Below are 23,933 nucleotides of genomic sequence, written 5' to 3' on the forward strand. Positions count from 1 at the left end.
CCGAGATCCGTGGTCTCGTCCCCCGACTCCTGCGCAGAGGACGCCCCACCGGGGCCCGTAGTTCCCCCACCGCACCACCCCGCTCCGAAACCCACCGCAGGGATGGTTCCAGGGATCGGATTGGTACAGACCAAAGTGTGATTCCTGTGATAGAACCTCAACTCTGTGCCGCGGATGATCTCGTGGCACGCGCTCTCCGGCCCGGAGGGTGCCGAGGGGAGCGGCAAGTGGTTCTGACGGGGGTCGGGCGCCGGATCGGGCGGCACGGGCTGGTGCTGGCCGCGGTCGCCGTGAGCATCCTGGTGGCGACGGCGGTGCTGGCCGCGGTGGCCGGGCTGGCCGGGGCCGCTGCGGCCACGGGGGTGCGCGAGCGGCTCGCCGCCGACGCCGGCCGCTCGGTGGAGGTGGACGCGCGCTGGACGGCGCAGGGGCTGCCCGCGGCCGACCGGGCGGTGCACACCGCGCTGGTCCGGACCATGGGCGGCACCCCGTTCCGCACCGAGACGGCGTTCCGCGTCACCGGTGCCCTGGCCCTGCCGCTGCCGCCCGCCGGGCGCCAGGAGGCAGCCGACACCGTGCTGCCCGGGCTCCCCGTCGCCCTGCCGGACCCGGGTCGCTACGCCACCCTCCGCAGCGGCAGTTGGCCCACCGCCGCCTCCGCTCCCGCCGCCCCGGCCGACACTCCCGCTCCCAGCGCCGACGGCACACTGCGGGTCGCCCTCCCCGAAGCCGCCGCCGACCGGCTCGGCCTGGACAGCGGCGGCAGCACGATCGTCCGCGACCCGCTCACCGGCGGCCCGCTCAAGCTCACCGTGACCGGCGTCTACCGTCCCGCCCCGGCGGCCGCCGCGATCTGGTCCGGCCTCGGCGGCGGCGATCGCGCCGCCCCCGTCCTGCTGCTGACCGACAGCGCCCAGCTGACCGCGCTGCCCGCGTTCGGCAACCGCACGCTGGCCGTCTGGCTCGCCCTGCCCGACACCGACGGGCTGAGCCTGGCCCGACTCACCGCGCTGCGCGACCGGGTGGCCGCCTTCGCAGCCGGCGACACCGCCCGCTCGGTCTACCGCGGCAGCACCCCGGCGCTGACCGACACCACGGTGCGCAGCGACCTGCCAGCGGCGGTCGACAACCTGGCGCTCCCCGCCCTGACGACCCGGGCCGAGATCGCCGTACCGCTCGCCCTACTGGCCGTACTCGCCGCCGTGGTGCTGGTCCTGACGGCCCGTCGGCTGGCCGACGCGGCGGCGGCCGAGCAGGCGCTCCAGCGCTCGCGCGGCGCCGGCTCGCTGCGGTTGCTCGCGGTGGCGGCCGGTGAGTGGGCGCTGGCCGCCGTACCCGCCGCCCTGGCCGGGCTGCTGCTGTCCGAACCGCTGCTCGCCGCCGTCCTGCGGAGCGCCGGGGTGCACGGCCTGACCACGGCCGGCGGCCGAACCGCCTGGTGGACCGCCGCGTTCGCCCTCGCCATGCACGGTGCGGCGCTGCTGGTGCCGCTGGCCGTACAGGCGCTGGATCCGGGCGCCCAGCGGGCGCTGCGCGGGCGCCGACCGCTCCGGGCGGGCGCCCAGCGGGCCGGCGCGGACCTGGCCCTGCTCGCCGTGGCGGTCCTCGGCTTCCTCCAACTGCGGCACTACGGCGGCGTGGTGGCCCGGCACCCCGGCCGTAGCCTCGACGCCGGGGTCGACCCGGTGCTGGTGCTCGCCCCGATGGCGCTGGCGGTGGCCGGTGCCGTCCTGCTGCTGCGGCTGCTGCCGCTGCTGGGACGCCTGCTGGAACGGGCGGCGAGCCGGGCCCGTGGGCTGGTCCTGCCGCTCGGCGGCTGGCAGTTGAGCCGCGACGCCGGACGCCAGTCGGTACCGGTGCTGGTCACGCTGCTGGCGGTGGCCTGCGGCACTCTGGCGGCCGGGGTGCTGGCCGCGCTGCCGACCGGTGACCGCGACCGGGGGGTCTTCGCGGTCGGCGCCGACCTCCGGCTGTCCGGGGTCTCCGGCCCGTCGGCGCAGCGGCACACCGCGCTGGCCGCGCTGCCCGGGGTCACGGGACTGACCCCGGTGGCCGAGCAGTCCGCCTTCGTCGGCAGCACGGTGGTGCGGACCGTCGCCGTCGACACCTCGGCCGCCGCCGGCTCCGGCGGGCTGCCCGTCCTCGGCCCGGACCGGAAGCTGCTGGCCCCGCTGAGCGCCGTACCGGCCCAGGGGATCCCGGTACCGGACCGGCCCACCGCCCTGGAGGCAACCGTCCAGGCCACCGCCGACCAGGCCGTGGCCGGCCTGCAGTTGGAGCTCTGGGTCCAGGACGCCCAGGGGCTGACCGACCGCCTGACGGTGCCCTCGCCCGCCGACGGCCGCCCGCACACCCTGACCCTGCCCCTGGAGCTGCCCGGCGCCGAGCGGCGCGCCTACCCGCTGACGATCAGTCGGCTCGGGGTCCGCTTCCCCGCCGAGCTGAGCGCGCGGACCACGCTCGACCTGCGCCTGTCGCGGATCGACGCCGTCACCGCCGACCGGCGGACCGGGCTCGCGCTCCCGCCCGGCCAGAGCTGGTTCCGCTCCGGTACGGCCTTCGGCGCACCGGACACACTCGGCTGCCCAGGTGCCGGGCCCGCCCCGAAGGCCGATTCCTACCTCAACGACTTGGCCCCCGAGAACGACCGGGCCACCGCCTGCACCTGGCAGAGCGACGGCGCCGACCTGCTCCGCGCCGTGCTGCGCTCGCACCGGCCCGCATGGCTCTCCGACCTTCCGGATCTGGCCGCCCTGGACGCGGTCTTCGCGGTGCTGCCCGGGACCGGAACGTCCGCCCCGGCGCTCCCCGCCCTGCCCGCACTCGCCGACCGCGCCCTGCTGGCCGAGCTGAACGCCAGGGTCGGCGACACCGTCCACCTCAGCTGGGACCAGCGCCGGGCCGGAGGCCAGCCGGTCCTGATCACCGGGGAGATCGCCGTGCTGCCCGGCTACGAACGGGGCCAGGGGCACCTGCTGCTGGATCTGCGCGCGCTCGCCGCCGCCCGCGCGCCCGGCGGCGCGACGCCGCCCGTCGACGTCCGCTGGTGGCTGAGCAGCAGCGACCCGGCCGCCACCTGGGCCGCCGCGGACGGCCGCGGCGGGTTCGGCCTGGCGCAGAGCGCCCGCCGGGTCGCCACCGGGCTGGCGGACGACCCGTTCCGGACCGGACTGCACTGCGCCTGGCTGCTGGTCCTGGTCACCGCACCGCTGTTCGCCGTGACCGCCCTGACGCTGCACACGGTGAGCGCGGTCCGGGCCCGTCGGCGGGACTTCGCGGTGCTGCGTGCGCTGGGCGTGCGGCGGGCCGAGCTGACCGCGCTGCTCCGCGCCGAACAGGTCGCGGTGACCGCGCTCCCGGTGCTGCTCGGCGGCCTGTTGGGCCTGCTGCTGGCGGACCTGCTGCTGCCCCTGCTCGTGCTGGACGACACCTCGGCTGCGCTCTTCCCGGCGCTGGACGCCGCCCCGGGCCGACCCGCCGCGGCCCTCACGGTGCTGGCCAGCGGTCTGCTGCTGGCCCTGGCCGTCCTGGTGCTCACCCGGCTGCTCGCCCGGGTCGACCTGGTCCGGGCCCTGCGCGCGGGGGACACCGGATGAGCCCGGTCGCGGACCATGGCCGACCCCGGACGGGCCCGGCGACCGATCGCCCTCCGTACCGGCGCGGCGGCACCGGCGGGCCCGGACGTTCCGACAGGAAGAGCTGCACATGCTGACACTGCGTCTGATCCGGCGCGAGGCGCGGATCGCCTGGCCGGTCGCAGCCGTGCTCGGGCTGCTCACCGTGCTGCTCACCGCGATCCCGCTGAGCTGGCCGCCGCTCTTCGACCGGCTGGCGGCCGGTTCGCTCGCCGACCGGCTGACCCGGGCCCAGGTTCCAGGACCGCTGCTCTCCGCCCGTGCCCACACCGACCCGATGTACTCCCGCAGTCCGGTGCTCCGTGGCACGCTCGACCGGGACCTGGACGCGGTCGGCACGGCACTGCGCGGTGCCGCCGCCCCGCCGTTGTCCGCCGCGCTCGGCTCGTCACCGGGCCGCGCGACCACCCCGAGCGCTGCGGCGGAAGGCCCCGGGGTGCCCGCTCCGTACGGCGTGCCCGCGCAGCTCAGCCTGGCGTACGCCCGGCCCGACGCCGCCGGCGCCCCGGTGGAGTACGTCCAGGGCCGTGCACCGGGGCAACCCGCGCCGGACCCCCGAACCGGCCCGTCGACAGCGGCACCGATCGAGATCGCGGTCTCCGAAACCACTCGGGAGCGGCTCGGACTGACGACGGGTCAGCAGTTCGGGCTGCGGGGCAACGCCTGGGCCACCCCCGTGGTCCTGGTCGGGGTCTTCCGGACCGACCGCGGCGCGGCCCGGCTCTGGCAGCAGTTCCCGTTGCTGGTCGCGCCCTTGACCGTGCCGACCCGCAGCGGCCAGGAGCTGAACGCCCAGGTGCTGACCAGCTCGGGCGGGATCGAGCAGGCCGAGAGCCGCGGCGAGGTGTCGCTCCAGCTGGCCTGGGACCTGCCGGTGGCGGTCGACCGCTCCGGCCCTGCTGCCACCGCGGCCGGGCTGGCCCGACTGCGTGCCGCCCTGGCCGGGTTGAGCGCGGTCGACTCGACCCGGCTGTGCCGTCAGGCCTTCGATGACCGGTGCGTCCTGGCCGACCACCTGGTCTCCAAGGCCGTCGTCACCGACCGGATCACCCCCGAGCTGGACGCCTTCGCCGTCCGGCGCGGGCGCACCGAGCAGTTGCAGGGCTTCGCGCTGGTCGGGCTGCTCACCGTGGTGGTGGCCACCGCCGTGGCCGCCGCCCGGCTCGGCGCCCTGCGCCGCAGCGGTGCCTTCGCCCTTCAACTCTCCCGGGGCGCCCGGCTGACCGGGATCGCGGGCCGCCTGCTCGCCGAGGCCGCGGTGCGGGTCTGCCTCGGCGTCGCGGTGGGCTGGGCGGTCGGCCTCGCGCTCGCGCCGCCGGGTGCCGGGCTGGGGTCACCGGTGCCGGTGCTGGTCGCCGCCCTGCTGGTCTGGTGCGCGCCCGCCGCCGTCCTGCTCGCCTCGGCCGGGCGGGCCGGGCCCCTGCCCCGCTCGCGCCGGCTCGTGCTGGAGGGCCTGGTCCTGCTGTCGGCCGGGGGCGGACTGGCCGCACTGCGGGCCCGCGGTGCCTTCGCAGGATCCGGTATCGACCTGCAACTCTCCCTGGTGCCGGTGCTGTTGGCGCTGGTCATGGTGCTGGTGCTGCTCCGGCTGCTGCCCCCGCTGCTGCTCCGGGCCACCCGGTGGGCCCGCCGCTCGTCCGGCCTGGTCCCGCTGGTGGGGCTGGCCCGGGCCGGTGCGCAGAGCGGCGCGGCCGCGCTCGCCCTGCTGGTGCTGGTGCTGGCCGTGGGCGGCGGGGTCTTCGGCAGCATGGTCGCGCGCACGCTGGAGCGGAGCGCCGCGCAGACCGCCGACTGGCGCACCGGCGGAGCACCGATCGCCCTGGTCGGGCCGCGGGACCGGCTGCCGGACGACCTGGCGCCGGTCCGCACCGTGGGCCACCGGGTGACCGTGACCGGCGTGACGGGCGAGCTGACCTCGCAGGACGACGGGACCGCCTTCCAGGGCGCCCGGCTGGTCGGCCTGGACGCGGCCGCGCTCGGCGCCGCCGCCCCCTCCTCGCCGCTGGCCCGGGCCCTGCTCGCCGCCGACGGGGTGGACACGGCCGTCGGCCTGGCCGACTCCGGCCCCGTCCTGAGCGCACTGGCCGACCCCGGGCTCGCCGCCGCCTTCCCCGACGGCACCTTCGAGGTGGCCGCGCCGGGCCTGAACCGCTTCCTGGTCCGCCTGGTCGGCTCCCTGCCCGCCGAGGCGCTGCGCGATCCGGCACTCGGGCCGGTGCTCGGCGACGGCCCGCAGGCCGGTCCGCTGCTGCTGTTCACCGGCCCGTCCGCACAGCGGCTGCCCGCGCAGGCCAACCGCCCGTCCGCCCTCCTGCTCTACCCGGCCGCCGGCGGGCCGCCGGTCGACCCCGCCGCCGTGCGGGACGCCGCCGCCGGGGCGACCGCGCTCAATGGCGCGACCAACAGGACGGTCGAACTCCGGGTGCGCGCGAATGAGTTGGACCTGCTGCGGACCGATGGGCTGACCCACTCGCTCCGGCTCGCGTTCCGGGCCGCCACCGGGCTGAGCCTGCTGCTCGCCCTCGGCGCGTTCGTGCTGGAGCTGGTCCTCGGCGCCGCCGAACGCGCCCGCACCACCTCCTACCTGCGCACCCTGGGGCTGACCGGCCGTGCGGTGCTGGGGCTCCAAGTGCTGCAGCTGCTACCGCTGTTGCTCACGGCGGCGGTCGGCGGCACGGCGCTCGGCCTGCTGCTGCCCGGCGCGCTCGGCCCCGGCCTGCAGCTGGGGGCACTGACCGGCGGGCCGTTCGAGCCCGCCCCGCAGATCGACTGGACGGCCACGGCGCTGCTCGGCGGCGCGCTGACCGTCCTGGTACTGGCGGCCGCCGCGCTGGAAGCGGCGATCAGCCGCCGCCGGGGCCTGGGCGCCGTCCTACGACTGGGAGAGGCACTGTGACTGCCCGTCCGACCGAACGGCCCCCGACCGGCCGCACCCCGACCAGCCACGCCCCGGCCCCGACCGCCCGGCCGATGGTGGCCTGCCAGAGCCTGGTGCGGATCTACCGCACCGGCACCACCGCCCGCGGCGGGGTCGAGGTCCAGGCACTCCAGGGGCTGGACCTGACCGTGCAGGAGGGCGAACTGCTGGCCCTGGTCGGTGCCTCGGGCTCCGGCAAGTCCACCCTGCTCGGCATCCTGGCCGGCCTCGACAGCCCCAGCGCCGGCACCGTCGAGGTGGACGGCACCGACCTGGGCGCGCTCGGGCAGCGCGCCCGGACCGCCTACCGGCGCCGGACCGTCGGGGTGATCCGGCAGCAGACCGCGAGCAACCTGCTGCCCTACCTGACGGCCCGGGAGAACGTGCAGCTGCCGATGGGGTACGTCGGCCTGCCGCGCCGCCAACGCAGCTCTCGGGCGCTGGAGTTGCTCGACCTGATGGGGATCGCCCAGGCGGCCGACCGCACTCCCGCCGCACTCTCCGGCGGCGAGCAGCAGCGGGTGGCGATCGCCGTCGCCCTCGCCAACCGCCCGCGCCTGCTGCTCGCCGACGAGCCCACCGGTGAGCTGGACGCCACCACCTCGGAGGGCATCTTCGCCGCCCTGCGCACCGCCAACAGCGAGTTGGGCACCACGGTGCTGATCGTCACCCACGACCCGCTGGTGGCCGACCAGGTCCGCCGCACCGTCCGCATCCGGGACGGGCGCACCTCCACCGAAGTGCTCCGGCACCCGGCCGCCACCGGGGCGGACGGCACCCTCACCGCCCAGGAGTACACCGTGCTGGACCGGGTCGGACGGCTCCAGCTCCCGCGCGAGTTCACCGAGTCGCTGGGTCTGGCGCACCGGGTGCGGCTGGTCCTGGAGCACGACCACATCACCGTCTGGCCCGACCACGAGCGCCCGGTGGCGGCTCCTGCGGACTAATGGCAGCGGTCAGCGGTCAGCGCGAGTGGGAGGCCAGGCTCAGCAGCAGGTGGGCCGACTCCGGGTGCTGGAAGTCCGAGTGCGCCCCGGCCGGGGCCAGCCGGGTGGCCGGCCCGCCCCGGTAGACCCCGCTGGCATCGATGTTCACGATCGGGTGGTCCAGCACGTGCTGCGGGTAGGGCGAACCGGTCGGACGGAGCAGGGTGGAGAACTGGTGCACCGGCGCCGCCCCGGTCCCGGAGTGGCCGATGCCCGGGCGGCCCTCGGCGCGCAGGTGCCAGAAGCCGGTCGCACGGTCCCAACGCGAATGGGTCAGCACCAGCGGCCCGCGCAGCGGAGCACCGGAGCGCCCGGGGGCGGCGAACAGCCGCTCGAACCGCTCCTCGAACACGTCGCGCGGGGCGGCCATCTGGAACACCACCGCGCTGTCCGCAGTGAACGGCCGGGCGGGGTCGGCCGGGTGGCTCCAGCCCAGCACCGGGGCGCCGGCCGGCCGGTCGGCCGCGTACTGGACCGCCTCGCACAGGAAGCGCCCGCCGAAGGAGTGCCCGACCAGGTGCAGGTACTGGCCGGAGCGATTGGCCATGACGGCGGGCTCGGCCGGGTTGCCGCGGTCCGCGTCCAGGTAGCCGAGCAGGTGGCCGATCACCTGGCTCGCCTGGCCCAGGCCGGGCTCACTCATCGCGTGCGCACGGTCGCGGATGCGCCGGTAGCCGCCGAGCGAGGGCAGGCTGGACGACGGCCAGCGGACCACCACGCACCACGGCCGGTACCCGCGCGCCAACCCCGGGTACGCCGCCCGCGCCACCCGCTGGAGTTCGACCGCCCGGCCGAGCAGCCCGGCGGCGGCGCGCTGGGCCGCCGCCGGGCTGGTCTGCCAGCCGTGCACGTACACGTAGATGTCGGTCGCCCGGGCGGGGACGCGCAGCTGCCGCGCCAGTTGCTCGGCGACCCGGGCGCCCGGCACCGGCGCGCGGGTGCCGGGGACGAGCAGTCGGCCGAGCTCGTCCAGGTCCACCGCCACCGGGCGGACGACCGCCGGGGGGCGCCGTCGACGGGAGGCGGAACGGGAGGTGGAGCGGGCAGCGGACGTCATGGGGTGAGCTCCAGGATGCTGTCGATGCCGCAGAGCAGCGAGTAGGCGAGCGCCAGCGGGTTGCGGTACTCGTGGGCGAAGCGCCGGACCAACAGCTGCGTGATCTCGCCGGCGGTGAACTCGCCGGTCAGGTAGTGGTCCAGGAAGGCGAACGCGTACTCGGCCGCGAACTCCTGCGGTATGGCGATCTGCGGGCCGAGCACGCCGTCCGCGCCGAGGTCCACCAGGGCCCGGCCCAGGTGCTCCAGCTCCGCGGCGGCCGACTGCCCGGTGTGGCAGGCGTTCAGCAGCACGAACGGGCGGAACATCGCCTCGGGTGCGTCGAGGTGCCGCCGCCGGTACTGGCGCACCAGGTCCGCGTCGATGTCGAGTTCGTCGGTCAGCCGGACCGCGAGCTGGGCGTACGAGGAGCCGTTGTCGACGAACTGGCCGTGGCACCAGAAGTACATCAGGTCCTCGTCCAGGACCGCGGTGGCGAGCGCCTCCAGCAGCCCCTGGGACTCGGTCCTGACGGTCAGTTTGGTCCGGTCCTCCAGCAGCTGGCGGACCTCGGGCGCCCGGCCGACCTGGTCCAGCGTGTCGTCGGTGTTGAGGCTGGTGACCGGACGGGACCGGGCCGGGTACGGCGGTTGGATGTGCGGATAGGCCGCACCGGTCTGCTCGACCTGGTGCCGGTAGCCGAGGAAGTCGGTCCAGGTGTCCCCGCCGCCCCCGTCGACCGCCAGCATCGGCCAGGGGAGGTGGAGTTCGGAGTCGAAGCTGACCCGCAGCGCCCCCTGCTCGGTCAGCACCCGGTTCAGATGGGCCCGGAACAGGCCCAGCTCCCGGTCCGGCCCGGCCAGCATCGACTCCAGGAAGTACCGACCCTCCTCCGCCAGTTCGGCCACCCTGAGCTCGACCACCGGCGCCAGGCCGGTGAGGTCGACGGCCTTGGCGAAGGGGTAGTCCCCCAGCGACATCCCGAAGTCGTCCACCGAGCAGTAGTTCACCAGCCGGTCCCGCCACTTGGTCCGCAGCCGGGCCGCGCGGCGGAGCAGTTCCGGTGCGGTGACCGCCAGTTCGGCCCGGTGCGTCCGGGTGCGCGGCGACCGCTCCCCCGGCATCCAGGCCGAGATCTGCAGCGCGTCCCCGTGCCGCCGGAGGGTCACCACCAGGTCCAGCGGAGCGGGGTCCTTGAGGTCGAGCGCACCGGCCGAACCCCGCGGCCGCGGCAGCCTGGTGTAGTCGGCGGAGGGGTTGTGCCGGATCTCGACCGGGAGTTCACGGGGCACGTCGGTCACTCCTGGTTCTCGGCGGACCCGAGGGCCGCTGCTGCGGGGACGTCGACCACGACCACGAGGTCCTGGAGGGCCGCACCGTGCCCCTCGTCGTAGACGGTGATCCGCACCTGGTGCGGGCCCGGCGCGCTCGGCCGGAACACGAACTCGGCCGGCGCCTCGGCGGGGACGAACCCGGCCACGACCGGCTCGACCGCGGCGTGCCGGCCGACGGAGGCGACCAGGTGCAGGTTCGGCAGCTCACCGGCATCGGCCTCGACCTCGGCCGCCTCCGGTACCGGCTCCAGCCGGAGCCGGAGCCGGACGGCCGCGCCGACGGCGGGTTCGTCGAGCATCGTGACCCGGGGCTGCCAGGCGGCCCGCACCGCTGGCGGCCCGGCCTTCGCCGCGGCCGTCCCCCGCGATCTGCGGGAGGCCGGGACCGGCAGCGAAGCGGCCGTCCTGGGCAGCGCGGGCAGGGCCGCGACCGGCACCGGACCGCTGTCGCGCAGGCGCGTGAGCGCGGCCCTGCTCTCGGCCGCCAGCGGATGGCCCGCGCCGATCACGGCGTCCCGGCCCGCGCAGGTGGCCATCAGCAACTCCTCGGCGGCGGCCGTCCGTCCGGCCGCCGCCAGGGCCTGGGCGAGCCCGATCGCCAGGGTCGGGAAGACCTCGCTGTCCTGCGGCCGCCTGCTCCCGATCACCAGGGCCGGCTCGTCGCTCTCCTGGTCCCCGGCCCCGGGCAGCACGGGAGAGCCGGGGCGGGCGGTACCGTCCGGCGCATGGTCGGGCAGCACGCCCGCGTAGTGGTCGGCCAGCACGTCCGTGTAGACGCGCACCGCTCCGTCCGGGTCACCGGCCGACAGCCTTGCGTACGCCAGGCTCTGACGGACACTCAGGGTGAGCGGGTGGCACCGGCCCAGGCTCTCGACGCACTCCTCCGCCAGCTCCTCCAGCAGGACCACTCCGCGCAGCTGCCGGTCCCCGAGCGCCAGCAGCAGGCCCCGGGTCTCCCGGGTCGTCAGGGTCTCCTCGTCGGCCGGCCCGAGGAACTCGGCCGCCGTCTCCGCCAGCGAGGCCACCAGCGCCACGGCGCCGGTGTGGTCGCCGCTCTGCCGACGGGCGAGCACGAGCAGGCGTCCGACCTCGATCACTCCGGGGTGGCCCGCCCCCGCCGCCTCCGACCAGTCGGCCAGCAGGGCCGACAGCTCCTCGACCGCACTCCGGTAGTCCCCCGCCAGCAGCAGGGTCCAGGCACGGTCGCAGCGCAGCCCGAACACGTCCGGGCGAGCCGGGCCGAGCGCGTCGGCGGCGGCCGCGACCACCTCCCGGTAGCACTCCGCCGACTCCGCGTGCCGGCCCGCCTGGTGGAGGTTGTACGCAATCCCGGCCCAGCTGTCGAGGGTGTCCGGGTGCACCTCCCCGAGCACCCGGGCCCGGTCGGCCCGCACCGCCCGGTGGAGCGCGTCGGCCCCGTCGTGGTCCCAGCGCCACCGGAGCGCGTGCGCCAGACCGGAACGCGCGGCGAGGGTGTCGGGGTGGTCCGGGCCCTGGACCCGCTCCCGGTCGGCGACCAGCTGCCGCCGCAGCACCACCTCCCGGCAGCGTCGACCGGCGGCCCGGAGCGCGTGGCCGAGTTCCGACCGCTCGGCCAGGGTGTCCGGGTGGTCCGGGCCCTGGACCCGCTCCCGGTCGGCGACCAGTTCCTCGAACAGCTCGATCGCCCGGCTGTGGGCGCCAGCCTTCTGGAGCGTCCAGGCGAGCAAGGAGCGCGCGGCGAGTGTTTCGGGGTGGTCGGGTCCGTGAATCCGGGTCCGGTCGGCCAGCAGGAGTTCACGGTCCGTCAGTGCCTGGCGCACCAGCCCGGCCTGTCGGCGGGCACCGGCCAGATTGCCACGCTCGGCCAGGGTGTCGGGGTGGTCCGGGCCCTGGACCCGCTCCCGGTCGGCGACCAGATCGCCCAACAGGCCAACCGCACGGCGCTGTTCGCCCGCCGACCGGCAGCACCTGGCCAGCAGGGACCGGCTGTTGAAGGCATTGGGGTGCCCGGGGCCGTCGATCCGCTCGCGGTCGGCCACCTGTGCTTCGGCCAGCTCCACGGCCTTGCGGTGGTCACCCGCCAGGTGGTGCTGCCACGCCTGCCACCACCGGTAGTCGAGCGTGCTCGGGTGCTCGGGCCCCCTGATCCTCGCGCCGTCGGCCGCCAATGCCTCGAACGACACCAGCGCGCGCTGGTGTGCACCGGCATCGGCCAGTGCCCGAGCGAGGCTGAACCGCACCGCGAAGACGTCCGGGTGCTCGGGGCCCTCGATCCGCTCGCGTTCGGCGACCAGCGCCTCGTACGACTCCACCGCCCGCCGGTGGTCACCCGCAGCCAGGTACACCGCAGCCAGATCGGACCGGGTGATCAAGGTGTCCGGGTGGTCCGGGCCCTGGATCCGCTCCCGGTCGGCGACCAGCGCCTCGTACGACTCGACCGCCTGCCGGTGGTCACCCGCGACCGAGCGCGTCCAGGCCAGCCCCGCCCGGGCCACCAGCGTGCCGGGGTTCTCCGGACCTTCGACCCGCTCGCGGTCGGCCGCCAAGGACCGGTACAGCTCCAGCGCGCGCCAGTGGTCGCCGGCGTCACGCTGTGCGAAAGCCTGCCACCAACGGGCGTTGAGGACATCCGGATGGTCCGCCCCCGACAACCCGGCCCAGTCCGCCACCAGCGCCTCATAGGCCTGGACCGCACTCCGGTGGTCACCCGCCACGGTGAGGGTCCTCGCCAGGCTCATCCTCGTTTCCAACACGTCCGAATGCCCCGGGCCCTGGACCCGCTCGCGGTCCGTTGCCAACGCCTCGAACAGGTCCACGGCGTGCCGGTGGTCACCCGCCTTCCGATGGGCGAAAGCCTGCCACCAACGGGTGTTGAGGACATCCGGATGGTCCGCCCCCGACAACCCGGCCCAGTCCGCCACCAGCGCCTCGTACGACTCCAGCGCCCGCCGGTGGTCACCCGCAGCGGAGTACGTCCGGCCCAGCGCCAACCGAGCGGTCAGCGTCCCCGGGTGGTGCGGGCCGTGGATCCGCTCGTAGTCGGCCACCAACACCTCGAACAGGTCCACGGCGTGCCGGTGGTCACCCGCCTCCCGGTGGGCGGAAGCCTGCCACCAACGGGCGTTGACCACATCCGGATGGTCCGCCCCCGACAACCCGGCCCAGTCCGCCACCAGCGCCTCGTACGACTCCAGCGCCCGCCGGTGCTCGCCCGCAACGGAGTACGTCCGGGCCAGCGCCAACCGGGTGTTCAGCGTCGCTGGGTGGTGCGGGCCGTGGATCCGCTCGTAGTCGGCCACCAGCCCGAGGAACGCCTCCACCGCCTGCTGGTGCTCGTCGGCCTCCCGGTCCGCGAACGCCTGCCAGAAACGGACGTTGAGAGCCTCGGGGTGGTCCGGCCCCTGAATCCGCGCACGGTCGGCGAGCAGCTCGCCGTACAACTCCGACGCCCGCCGGTACTCACCCGCAGCGGAGTGGGCCCGCGCCAACGAGAGCCGCGTGTTCAAGGTTTCGGGGTGATCCGCCCCGAGCACCCGCACCTGGTCGGCCAACACCGCACCGAACAGCTCCGTCGCGCGCCGGTACTCACCGGCCTCGCGGTACGCGTGGGCCTGCCACCAACGGGAGTTGAAGGTGGTCGGGTGGTCCGGCCCCTGGACCCGTTCGCGGTCGGAGATCAGCGCACTGTACAACTCCAGCGCCCGCCGGTGGTCACCCATCTCCTCGCAGGTGTTGGCCTGCCAGAACCGGACGTTGAGGGTGTCGAGGTGATCGGCGCCCTGGACCCGGGTCCGGTCCTGGAGCAGGGCGTCGAGGAGCTCCAGCGCACGGCGGTACGCCCGGGCGTCGCAGTGCAGGGAGACCAGCCACCATCGGCTGGAGAGCGATTCCGGGTGGTCCGGGCCGTTGATCCGTTCGGCGTCGGCCACCAGTTCCGCGCACAGCTCCAGCGCCCGTCGATGGTCGCCCGCCTCGCTGTGGGCCCGGACCAGACTCAGCCGTTCGTCCAGGGTCTCCGGGTGGTCCGGGCCGTGCACCCGGGTGCGGTCGGCCACCAGGCGCTCGCGCTCGGCCAGCGCCTCCCGGGGCCGCCCGCTCACCTGCAACGCCCGGGCCAGCGCGCCCCGTTCGTCCAGCGTGTCCGGGTGATCAGGCCCCTGGACCCGGACCCGGTCGGCGACCAACTGCTCGCGGCCCGCCAGCCCCTCGACGAATCGCCCCGCCCGCTGCAGCGCGAGCGCGAGATCGCCGCGCTCCTCCAGCGTGTCCGGGTGGTCCGGCCCCTGGACCGCCGCGCGGTCCCGGACCAGGGCCTCGTGCTGCTCGACCGCCCTGCGGTGGTCACCGGCCGCCATCCACGCGGAGGCCAGCCCGTTGCGCGCCGCGAGGGTGTCCGGGTGCTCCGGGCCGAGCACCCGGACGTAGGCGGCCACCAGGTCGGTGAAGTCCGCCGCCGCCAGGGATGGATAGCCGGCCACGGAACGGGCTTTGGCGAGCCAGCCACGGGCTTCCAGGGTCCGGGGGTGGTCCTCGCCCTGCGTGCGGGCCCGGTCGCGGACCACCGCCTCGTGCCCGGCGACGGCCGCGGCGCGGTCTCCCGCCACCGCGTACGCCTCCGCCAGCCAGCCCCGGCTGGTGAGCACGTCCGGATGGTCGGGCCCGAAAGCCTGCGCCCGGTCGGCCACCGTCTGCTGATACATCTCCACCGCCAAGCGGTGGTTCCCTGACGTGAGTTGGGCGAAGGCCAGGCTGTCGCGGTGGGCCAGCAGCTCGGGGTGGTCGGCGCCCAGCACCCCGGTCGCATCGGCCAGCAGCTGCTCCAGCTCCCGGACCGCCTCCAGGTGCCGGCCCGCCACCTGGAGCGCGTACGCCAGACCGGACCGGCTGGACAGGGTGTCGGGATGGTCGGCGCCGAGCACCCGGGTCCGCTCTGCCACCACCGACACGAACTCCGCCACCGCGCTGGCATGTTCGCCGGCCTTCCGGTACGCGTGCGCCAGTGTGTTGCGGTCGGCCAGGGTGTCCGGATGGTCCTGCCCCTGGAGCCGGACCCGGTCGGCCACCACCTCCCGGCTGAGCACCACGGCCCGGGCCGGGTCACCGGCGCGGGCGTGCAGCTCGGCGAGCCGGCCCCGGGCCGACAGCGTGTCGGCGTTGTCGGCACCGAGCAGCCGGGTCCGGGCGTCGGCCAGTGCGGTGGCCAGCGGGATGGCGAACACCCGCTGCGCCTTGTCGGTCAGCTCCTCCAGTGCCGCCGCGTAGAGCGCGGCCGTCTCGGCCGTGGGCCGCTCGGACGGGCCGGTGGCGGCCAGGTCCCGGATGTGCGGCAGCAGCGCCCGCCGCAGCCTCAGGTCGGCGGTCGGCCACAACCTGGCCACGGCCTCGGCCAGTTGGCCCTCGGCCCGGCTCCGCACCCGCTTGGCCGGGTCGGCCGCGCGGAGCACGCTCTGCAGCAGCCGGTGCACGGTGACCGTGCTCTCCCCGAGGGTGATCAGGTTGTAGTCGGCGAGCACCTCCAGCGCCGCGTCCACCTCGCCCGGGCGCCGCCCGCCGAAGGGGAGCAGGGCCTCGCGCGGTACGGCGTCCGGCGCGTACCAGGCGAGGGTGCGCAGCAGTGCGACGGCGAACGGCGCGGTGGTCTGCACGGTGCGCAGCGTGGTCCGCCAGAGCCGGGCCACGGTGTCGACGGTGCGGGCCGGCACGCCCGGTTCGGCCTGGCCGGCCGAGCGCAGCAGGCTCCGGTAGGCGCCGAAGGTGGTCCCGGTCTGCTGGACGTAGGCCCCGGCCTGGGCGAGGGCGAGCGGGAGGTTGCCGAGCTCGTCCGCGAGGGCCTGCGCCTCGGCCTGCTCGGTCCGCTCGACGGCTGCGCCCTGGAAGGCGGTGTGGCAGAGCAGTTGGGCCGAGTCGGAGCTGGTGAGCACGTCGATCCGGATCGGGCTGATGCCCGGGTGCCAGCCGCCGGCCCGGCGGCTGGTGACCAGTTGGTGGCCGTGGCCGAGCAGCCGGCCCAGGTAGGGCGTGAGGTGGACCGGGTCCTCGGCGTTGTCGTAGACCAGCAGCCACCGGTCGTGCGCCCGCAGCCAGGTGAGCGCCCACTCCACCTGCTGGCTCGGCGGAGCCCCGAGCGCCCAGGTCGGGTGCAGCTGGACGGCGAGGTCGGCGAACGCCTCGGCCACCTGCTCCTCGGACTCGGCGGTGATCCACCAGATCAGCCGGTAGTCCTCGACGTTGGCGTAGGCGTAGTGCAGGGCGAGGGTGGTCTTCCCGACGCCGCCGAGCCCGTGCAGGGTGGTGGCCTGGGTGACCAGGCCACTGCCGTCGCCGGCCGCGAGCGCGTCGGCGATCGCCCGCAGTGCCTCCTCCCGGCCGACCAGCTCTCCCGCCGCGCGCGGCGGGAGGTTGCGCCCCGGCGGTGCCACCTCGACCCGCAACGCGGCCTCGGCCGCTGCGGGCGGGAGCACCACGGTGCGCTGCTCGGTGTGCGGGTTTCCGGCCAACGCGTTCGGTGAGACCGATCGGCGGCGCTGTTCGAACGCCTCGTGATCGACCGGCCTGCCCTCGGACCGGACATACGTCGTCCTCGACATCATCACTGTCAGGTGCCCCCACCCCGGCCGTCTGCCCCGATCGCCAACGGTAGTGGCGTCGGACCGGTCTGTCACCGAAATCACCCCGATGGCACCAACCGGTGACGCCCCGTCAGATCCGCAGCTTGCCGACGGCACCCGGCCGGGGAACTCCGTCGACCGCCGTACAGATGCCGAAGACCCGGTCGTGGCCGGTCCAGCCGTTGACGCGGCCGCGGTTGTTGCTGATCTGCACCCGTCTCCTGGCCGGGTCCACGGACGACACCAGGTGCAGGTAGACCGTCCCGGCGACGCGGGCCAGCACGATGTCCCCGACCGCCAGCCTCGACGGGTCGACCGGAGCCACCACGACCTGCTGCCGGCTGCGGATCAACGGGACCATCGAGTTGCCGCTCGGGCGGAACTCCACCGTGGCCCCACCGGCGACCCTGCCTGCTACCGCGTCCAGCACACCCATCCGCCGATGGTGGCAGAACCGGCCGGAACTCCCCCACTGAATTAGCCCGTTCCGGCACGGGAACACGGCCGCGGCCTTCGGGGCGGAACACCTGCTCGCCGGATGACCGCGCACCCGGGGGATCGATCGGTCCCGGTCAGCCGACCTCGGTCCGGGCCGGGTCGCCACCGGGCGGTTTCAGCCGTGATTCCGAGCGTGCGCCAACCCGGTCCAGCGGCGATTTACCGGATCGCCCCCGTAGCTCCGGTCCTTTCCGCCCCGGCGGAATTCCGCCGTCCTGATTTCGACGGACCGTCAACCGGCGCTATTTCCAACGGAGATGGGAACCCGGGCTGAAATGCCCGCACTCCCGCCGAGGGCCGCTGGGCAAGGCTGCGGCAAAACCACCTGGCGTAGCCGTCCATGCGCGGTGCGCAGTCAATCGCCCTCGCGTCGCACGTCGTCCGGCCCGCTCGAGCGTGTTCACATTTCAGCCACGCCGCCTTGAGGAAACAGCCTCAACAACCATTGTGGCGACACATGTTCGAAGGTAGAGTCCCGGATCGCCGAGCACAGACCAAGCGCTCGCAAGCATGACCTGGGGCGGGCATGTCAAATCTTCATGACGCCATCGAGGTTGCACCCAACCTCCTTGACGTGTTCAGGGAAACAACTCTTCGTAACCCGGATCGTCCGGCGATCGTCCACCAAGGACACGCCATCAGTTATCGTCGGCTCGACCAGCTGGCGAACTCGCTTGCCGCACGTCTGGGACCCAATCCCGGCGTGGTCGCGGTCCATGCGACGCATACACCGGAAACGGTGGTCGGGCTGCTCGGCGTCCTCGCCGCCGAAGGGGTCTACTGCCCCGTCGATCCGGCATTCCCGTTGCCGCGACAACAGGCGATGCTGTCGGCGGTCGACTGCCGCACCATGGTCGCCGCCGAACCCGGACCAGCCGCCCAACTCGGCTTGAAATACGTCGAGTCGGACTATTCCGAACCGGATGCGGCCGAACTTCCGGCGGCCGGCCGCGAACCCGCGGCACCGGCGTACATCCTCTTCACCTCGGGCTCCACCGGGCAGCCGAAACCGGTCGTCACCCCGCGCGGGGCGATCTCCGCCGCCGTCCACTCGCTGCGCGGACTCTTCGCGCTCACGCCAGCGGACCGGGTGCTGCAGTTCGCATCGCTGAACTGGGACACCTGCTTCGAGGAGATCCTGCCGACCCTCACCACCGGGGCCGCCCTGGTGCTCGACCGCGAGGCGCACTCGGGATCGTTCCCGCGCTTCCTGCGGCTGGTCGAGCGGGAGCGGATCACCGTGCTCGACCTGCCGACCGCCTTCTGGCACGAGCTGGTGCTCCACCTCGCCGAGGAGGGGCTCGCCCTGCCGGGCAGCGTCCGGCTGGTGGTGATCGGCGGCGAGGCCGCGAAGCCGGCCCGGCTGGCCGACTGGAGCGCCCTGGACACCGGGCGGATCCGCCTGGTCAACACCTACGGCTGCACCGAGACCACCCTGGTCACCCATGCCGTCGACCTGCACGGGCCCGAGGCCACCCCTCGGACCTGGGCCGACGACAGCCGGGTGCCGATCGGCCGGGCCCTCCCGCACGTGGTCGAACGGATCAGCGAGCAGGGTGAGTTGCTGATCGGCGGCCCCGGGCTGGCGCTGGGCTACCTCGGCCGGCCCGAGGCCACCGAGGCGGCCTTCACCCTTCTCGACGGCGAGCGCCTGTTCCGCACCGGCGACCGGGTGAGCAGCGCACCCGACGGCGTCCTGACCCACCGGGGCCGGCTCGACCACGAGGTCAAGGTCCGCGGCATCCGGGTGGACCCGGCCGAGGTCGAGGCCCATATCGCCGGCCACCCCGAGGTGACCGCGGTGGCGGTGACCGGCGCCGTGCTGGCCGGCCGGTCCGCGCTGGTCGCCTACGTGGTGCCCCGTACGCCCGGCACGGTCGGGACCCTGGACAGCGACGTCCGGTCCTATCTGCACACCCGGGTTCCCGGCCATCTGGTGCCCAGCCGGATCACCGTCGTCCCCCATCTCGTGCTCACCCCGAGCGGAAAGGTCGACCGCGCGGGGTCGCACCAGCGCTACGCAGCCCACAGACAGGTCAAAGGAGACCTCCAATGAGCAGCCCCACTACCAGCACTTCCGCCGCCTCCGGTGCGGAGGTCGACGACCTGGTGGCGATCTTCCGTCGCGTGCTGGAGACCGCCGACGTCACGGCGGAGTCCGACTTCTTCCAGCTCGGCGGCGACTCACTGATCGCCACCCGGGTGCTCAGCGCGATCGCCCGCAACCACGGCGTGGAGCTGGCCTTCGAGGACTTCCTGCTCGCGCCCACCCCGGAGGGACTCGCCAAAAAGATCGTGGCCGCCCGGTGAACGCCTCCTACCGCACCAGCGCGGTCGTGGTCGGCGCCGGCCTGGCGGGACTGACCGCCGCGGCCGGGCTGGCGGCGGCGGGCGTCGAGGTCACCGTGCTGGAGGCCCGGGACCGGGTCGGCGGCCGCACCCACGGCCTCAAGGTCGGGCCGAACGCCTGGATCGACGCCGGCGCCGCCTACCTGGGTGAGCGTCACACCGAACTGCTGTCCCTGATGGCCGAGTTGGATCTCAAGACCACCCCGACCACGATGCACGGCGCCAGCCGCTTCGCCCTCGGCGCGGCGGACACCACCCGGGACGGACGGTTCCCGCCGCTCAACGCGGTGGCGCTCGGCGACATGTTCGAGCTGCTGGACGAACTCACCGCCGCCGTCCGGCCCGAGGCCCCGTGGCTGACCCCCGACGCGGAGCGGCTGGACCGGTTGACCGCGGCCGAGTGGGCGGAGCAGCACCTGACCCACCCGGACGCCCGGCTGTTCTTCCCGCTCTTCCTCGGCGAGATGATGGCCGCCGACCCGGCCGACGTCTCCGTCCTGCACCTGGCGTTCTACCTGCGCTCGGGCGGCGGCATCCGCTACCTCAACGCCTTCGAGGGCGGTGCCCAGCAGGACCGGATCGCCGGCGGCGCCCACCAGGCGTGCGAGCGGCTGGCCGACCGGCTGGGCGAACGCGTCCGGCTGAACCAGCCCGTCCTCGCCGTCCACCAGGACGACGACGGCGTCACCGTCCGTACCGCGCACGGGGATTACCGCGCGGACGTGGCGGTGCTGGCACTGCCGCCGCTGCTGGCGGACGCCGTCGAGCACCGCCCGGAACTGCCGGTGCGGCGGGCCAGCGGGCGCACCGCCCGCGGCTGTGCGGTCAAGGTGAACCTGGTCTACCCCGAGCCGGTCTGGCGCGAGCACGGGCTCTCCGGCTGGTCCGTCAACGCCGAGGGCCCGCTGCTCTCCACCGTGGACGACTCGCCGGCCGGCGGCGGGGTCGGTGTGCTGACCGGCTTCGTGACCGGGAGCGAGGCGCACCGGTACGCGGCGCTGACCCCGGAGCAGCAGCGCGAGGCGGCGGTCGGGCAGGCCGCCCGGCTGTTCCCGATGCTGCCGGAGCCGATCGGCTTCCGGCTCACCGACTGGGTCAACGAGCCGTACAGCCACGGCTGTTACGCCGCACTGTTCGGGCCCGGCGACTGGCTCCGGCTCGGCCCGACCCTCACCGCGCCGCACGGGCGGGTGCACTGGGCCGGCACCGAGACCAGCACCGAGTACTTCGGGCTGATGGAAGGCGCGATCCGGTCCGGCCACCGCGTGGTCGCGGAGATCCTCAACCAGGCCTGAGCGCCTTCCGGTTCGTCCTGCCCGACCCCGATCTGCTCCACCCCGCTCCACCCCTGTTCCGCCGAACCACCCCGTTCTGCCGAGCACCTGACTTCTCTTCAACCTGCCCGTCCGGCAACGGTCCCACCAGAACCCCCTGCCGGGCGGCCCGCACCGGGAGATCCCCATGAGCGATCAGAGTTCCGTCGCGCCCCTCGCCGCACGGCAGCAACTGATGACCGAGCCCGAGCTCGGGGCCGGCAACTTCCTGGACCACGCGATCGCGGTCAATCCCCACCGCGCGGTCCCGTTCGCCTACAGCCACCACACCGACCACCGCGGCGAGGTGGTGCTGCGCGGCCACAGCCTGCTCGACCTGGCCGCCCTGCGCGACCGCTACGCCAAGTGGTACTGGGCCAACGGTGTCCGCCCCGGTGAGCCGGTCGGCGTGGTGGTCGGCGAGGGCCTGGAGCCGCTGCTGCACTTCTTCGCGCTCACCGCGCTGGGCGCCGTCCCCGCCCTGGTCAACGACGCCATGAGACACGACGTGATGGTGCGCTACCTCACCCACGTCGGCGTGGTCGGCGTGGTCGCGGACGACACCACCCGGCTCGCCTCGGCCTACCGCGAGGACCCCCGCGACCGGCCGCGCTTCCTCGCCCTGGCGGCCGAGGTCCAGGCCTTCGACGCCGAGTCGGCCGAGCTCCCCGAGGTCTACCCGTACCGGCACGCCGCCGACGACGTGGTCGCGCTGATCCACTCCTCCGGCACCACCGGCACGCCGAAGTCCACCATGCTGGCGCACCGCCAGTTCTGGGACGGCAAGCAGCCGCGGATGGTGCGCTTCCCGGCCGAGCCGTACGACCGGCTGATGTCGCTGATGCCGCACACCCACGCGGGCGGGCTGAGCTACTTCCTCACCGCCACCCTGCTCGGCCTGCCCACCGTGGTGATGTCCGACTGGCGACGCACCGTGGTGGAGCCGGTGATGCGGGCGTTCCGGCCCACCATGGTCGCCTCCTTCCCGCGCACCTTCGTCGAGCTGGCCACCGGTGAGCTGCCGGTCGTGGGCGCGGCGCGGGTGCACTCCTGGTTCAACACCGGCGACAGCGCGCACTACGGGCACATCCGCCGGCTGGTCGGGCTCGGCGAGCGGCCGGCCGGGCTGATCAAGCCCTGGCTGCTGCCCAGCCAGGCGGCCGAGCAACCCGCCCTGCCCGGTTCGCAGTTCATCGACGGCCTGGGTTCGTCCGAGATGGGCATGGCGCTGTTCGGCCAGGTCACCACGCCGGAGAGCGCCCGCAACGACCGGTGCGTGGGCAAGCCGCTGGAGGTGGTGCTCAAGGCCGCGGTGCTGGGCGAGGACGGCGGGGAGCTGCCGGACGGCACGGTCGGGATGCTCGGTGTGGTCACCCCGTCCCGGACTCCCGGCTACTGGAACAACCCCCGGCTCACCGGCAGTTTCGAGCTGGCCGGCTACTGGCTCACCGGTGACCTGGCCCGCCGCGACGCCGAGGGCAACTTCTACCACCTGGACCGCACGGTGGACGTGATCGACACCGCGGGCGGTCCGGTCTACAGCCTGCCGATCGAGGAGGTGCTGCTGGCCGACTGCGCCGAACTGGTGCAGGACTGCTCGGTGGTGGGCGTGCCCGGCGCGGCCGGGGAGGGCCAGCGGCCGGTCGCCGTGGTCCGGTTGCAGGCCGGGGCCGGGGAGTGCACCGCCGAGGAGGTCCAGGAGGCCGCGAACAAGGCGCTCGCCGGGGCCGGGCTGGCCGGGCTCGCGGCGGTGAGCATCGCCCGGACGCCGGCCGACTTCCCGCTCGGGCCGACCGGCAAGGTGCTCAAGCGCGAGCTGCGGACCCGCTTCGCCACCCTCTTCACCGGCCGGTAGCACCGGAGATGGAGCATCACCTGAACCGGCAGCCGTACCAGTACGTACGGACCGCCCTGGTCGAGCCGGACTGGCGCCGGCTGCCGGGCTGGCGCCAGGTCACGGCGGCGCAGTGGCGGGACGCCCAGTGGCAGCGGGCCCACTGCGTGAAGAACATCCGGCAGCTGCGGGCCGTGGCCGGCGGGCTGCTCACCGACCGGTTCTACCAGGAACTCGCGGCCGACCAGGCCGAGTTCGCCACCATGTCGATGCTGCTGCCGCCACAGATGCTGAACACCATGGCGCCGGACGCCCGGACCGGACCGGAGGCGTTCACCGAGGCGTTCCTGGCCGACCCGGTCCGCCGCTACATGCTGCCGGTCCGCTCGGACCGGCAGCCGCGCTGGCCGAGCCACCCGAAGGCCGAGCGCGACTCGCTGCACGAGGCCGAGATGTGGGTGGTGGAGGGGCTGACCCACCGCTACCCCACCAAGGTGCTGGCCGAGTTGACCTCCACCTGCCCGCAGTACTGCGGGCACTGCACCCGGATGGACCTGGTCGGGAACTCGACCCCGCAGGTCACCAAGACCCGGCTGGTGCTCCGGCCGGCCGACCGGCAGGAGCAGATCCTGGACTACCTCAAGCGCACCCCCGCGGTGCGCGACGTGGTGGTCTCCGGCGGTGACCTGGCCAATGTGCCCTGGCCCCAACTGGAGTCGTTCCTGCTCCAGTTGCTCGATCTGGGCTCGGTCCGCGACATCCGGCTCGCCAGCAAGGCGGTGGTCGGCCTGCCGCAGCACTGGCTCCAGCCGAAGGTGGTCGAGGGGATGGGCCGGGTGGCCGCGGTGGCGGCCCGGCGCGCGGTCAACCTCGCCGTGCACACCCACGCCAACCACGTGCAGTCGGTGACCCCGCTGGTCGCCGAGGCGGCCCGGGCCCTGCTGGACGCGGGGGTCCGGGACGTGCGCAACCAGGGCGTGCTGATGCGCGGGGTGAACGCCACCCCCGACGACCTGCTCGACCTCTGCTTCGCGCTCCAGGGCGAGGCGAACATCCTGCCGTACTACTTCTACCTCTGCGACATGATCCCCAACGCGGAGCACTGGCGCACCTCGATGCACGAGGCGCAGCAGCTGCAGGAGGCGATCATGGGCTACCTCCCCGGCTACGCCACCCCGCGGATCGTCTGCGACGTCCCGGACGTCGGCAAGCGCTGGGTGCACCAGGCGGTGGCCTACGACCGCGAGCTCGGCATCTCGTACTGGACCAAGAACTACCGCACCGAGCTGGAGGTTCGGCAGGCCGGGGACTCCGGCCCCGACACCCTGCTGGACCGGCGCCACCCCTACTACGACCCGCTGGACACCCTGCCGGAGGCCGGCCAGCGCCGGTGGTCCGAGCGGCCCGGCGGCCCGTTCCCCCCGACTCCCTGAAGGACCCT

At 74.6% G+C, this 23,933-nt stretch carries 12 protein-coding genes; 8 read left to right on the forward strand and 4 right to left on the reverse strand.

Features of this window, described 5'->3' with window-relative positions; all coding sequences use genetic code 11:
- Positions 1 to 227: 227 nt before the first annotated feature.
- From ABT118_RS06730 to ABT118_RS06740, 3 genes are all read left to right on the forward strand, one after another.
- Positions 228 to 3,596 carry an FtsX-like permease family protein gene (locus tag ABT118_RS06730; protein WP_350645428.1) on the forward strand — a complete coding sequence of 1,123 codons (3,369 nt, stop codon included), beginning with the start codon at positions 228 to 230 and terminating at the stop codon, positions 3,594 to 3,596.
- Positions 3,597 to 3,705: 109 nt separating this feature from the next.
- Positions 3,706 to 6,531: a hypothetical protein gene (locus ABT118_RS06735; RefSeq protein ID WP_350645429.1), complete on the forward strand. Its 2,826-nt coding sequence runs from the start codon at positions 3,706 to 3,708 to the stop codon at positions 6,529 to 6,531.
- Positions 6,528 to 7,499, forward strand: a complete 972-nt coding sequence (locus ABT118_RS06740) for an ABC transporter ATP-binding protein (protein WP_502884492.1) — start codon at positions 6,528 to 6,530, stop codon at positions 7,497 to 7,499. Before ABT118_RS06735 ends, ABT118_RS06740 begins: the two co-directional genes overlap by 4 nt.
- 16 nt (positions 7,500 to 7,515) lie before the next feature.
- On the opposite strand, the gene ABT118_RS06745 is transcribed toward ABT118_RS06740, so the two are convergent.
- The 4 genes from ABT118_RS06745 to ABT118_RS06760 form a co-directional block, all read right to left on the reverse strand.
- Positions 7,516 to 8,595 (reverse strand): hypothetical protein, encoded by a 1,080-nt coding sequence (locus ABT118_RS06745; protein WP_350645430.1) that lies wholly within the window; start codon positions 8,593 to 8,595, stop codon positions 7,516 to 7,518.
- Positions 8,592 to 9,866, reverse strand: coding sequence for a CHAT domain-containing protein (locus ABT118_RS06750; protein WP_350645431.1), 1,275 nt, complete (start codon positions 9,864 to 9,866; stop codon positions 8,592 to 8,594). Before ABT118_RS06750 ends, ABT118_RS06745 begins: the two co-directional genes overlap by 4 nt.
- A gap of 5 nt (positions 9,867 to 9,871) precedes the next feature.
- The gene (gene fxsT / locus ABT118_RS06755; RefSeq protein WP_350645432.1) at positions 9,872 to 16,387 is read right to left on the reverse strand and encodes an FxSxx-COOH system tetratricopeptide repeat protein; all 6,516 of its coding nucleotides are present in this window, start codon (positions 16,385 to 16,387) and stop codon (positions 9,872 to 9,874) included.
- 202 nt (positions 16,388 to 16,589) lie between these two features.
- Entirely contained in the window at positions 16,590 to 16,934 is a 345-nt protein-coding gene (locus tag ABT118_RS06760; RefSeq protein ID WP_350645433.1) for a S26 family signal peptidase, read from the reverse strand.
- A gap of 588 nt (positions 16,935 to 17,522) precedes the next feature.
- Here ABT118_RS06760 and ABT118_RS06765 point away from each other — a divergent pair.
- From ABT118_RS06765 to ABT118_RS06785, 5 genes are all read left to right on the forward strand, one after another.
- Entirely contained in the window at positions 17,523 to 19,052 is a 1,530-nt protein-coding gene (locus tag ABT118_RS06765; RefSeq protein WP_350645434.1) for an amino acid adenylation domain-containing protein, read from the forward strand.
- Positions 19,049 to 19,306 carry an acyl carrier protein gene (locus ABT118_RS06770; RefSeq protein ID WP_350645435.1) on the forward strand — a complete coding sequence of 86 codons (258 nt, stop codon included), beginning with the start codon at positions 19,049 to 19,051 and terminating at the stop codon, positions 19,304 to 19,306. Before ABT118_RS06765 ends, ABT118_RS06770 begins: the two co-directional genes overlap by 4 nt.
- Positions 19,303 to 20,640 (forward strand): flavin monoamine oxidase family protein, encoded by a 1,338-nt coding sequence (locus ABT118_RS06775; protein ID WP_350645436.1) that lies wholly within the window; start codon positions 19,303 to 19,305, stop codon positions 20,638 to 20,640. Before ABT118_RS06770 ends, ABT118_RS06775 begins: the two co-directional genes overlap by 4 nt.
- A 166-nt stretch (positions 20,641 to 20,806) precedes the next feature.
- Entirely contained in the window at positions 20,807 to 22,513 is a 1,707-nt protein-coding gene (locus ABT118_RS06780; protein ID WP_350645437.1) for a class I adenylate-forming enzyme family protein, read from the forward strand.
- An 8-nt stretch (positions 22,514 to 22,521) separates the two neighbouring features.
- Positions 22,522 to 23,925 (forward strand): KamA family radical SAM protein, encoded by a 1,404-nt coding sequence (locus ABT118_RS06785; RefSeq protein ID WP_350645438.1) that lies wholly within the window; start codon positions 22,522 to 22,524, stop codon positions 23,923 to 23,925.
- The last annotated feature ends 8 nt before the right edge of the window (positions 23,926 to 23,933 follow it).

It is taken from the genome of Kitasatospora sp. NPDC002040 (assembly GCF_040296785.1).
In the GTDB taxonomy this organism is placed as follows: Bacteria; Actinomycetota; Actinomycetes; order Streptomycetales; family Streptomycetaceae; genus Kitasatospora.

What these genes read in the sequence shown, in the direction of transcription:
- ABT118_RS06735 (WP_350645429.1), top strand. Translation starts at nt 3,706, where the DNA reads ATGCTGACACTGCGTCTGATCCGGCGCGAGGCGCGGATCGCCTGGCCG.
- ABT118_RS06745 (WP_350645430.1), bottom strand. Translation starts at nt 8,595, where the DNA reads ATGACGTCCGCTGCCCGCTCCACCTCCCGTTCCGCCTCCCGTCGACGG.
- ABT118_RS06760 (WP_350645433.1), bottom strand. Translation starts at nt 16,934, where the DNA reads ATGGGTGTGCTGGACGCGGTAGCAGGCAGGGTCGCCGGTGGGGCCACG.
- ABT118_RS06765 (WP_350645434.1), top strand. Translation starts at nt 17,523, where the DNA reads ATGTCAAATCTTCATGACGCCATCGAGGTTGCACCCAACCTCCTTGAC.
- ABT118_RS06770 (WP_350645435.1), top strand. Translation starts at nt 19,049, where the DNA reads ATGAGCAGCCCCACTACCAGCACTTCCGCCGCCTCCGGTGCGGAGGTC.
- ABT118_RS06780 (WP_350645437.1), top strand. Translation starts at nt 20,807, where the DNA reads ATGAGCGATCAGAGTTCCGTCGCGCCCCTCGCCGCACGGCAGCAACTG.
- ABT118_RS06785 (WP_350645438.1), top strand. Translation starts at nt 22,522, where the DNA reads ATGGAGCATCACCTGAACCGGCAGCCGTACCAGTACGTACGGACCGCC.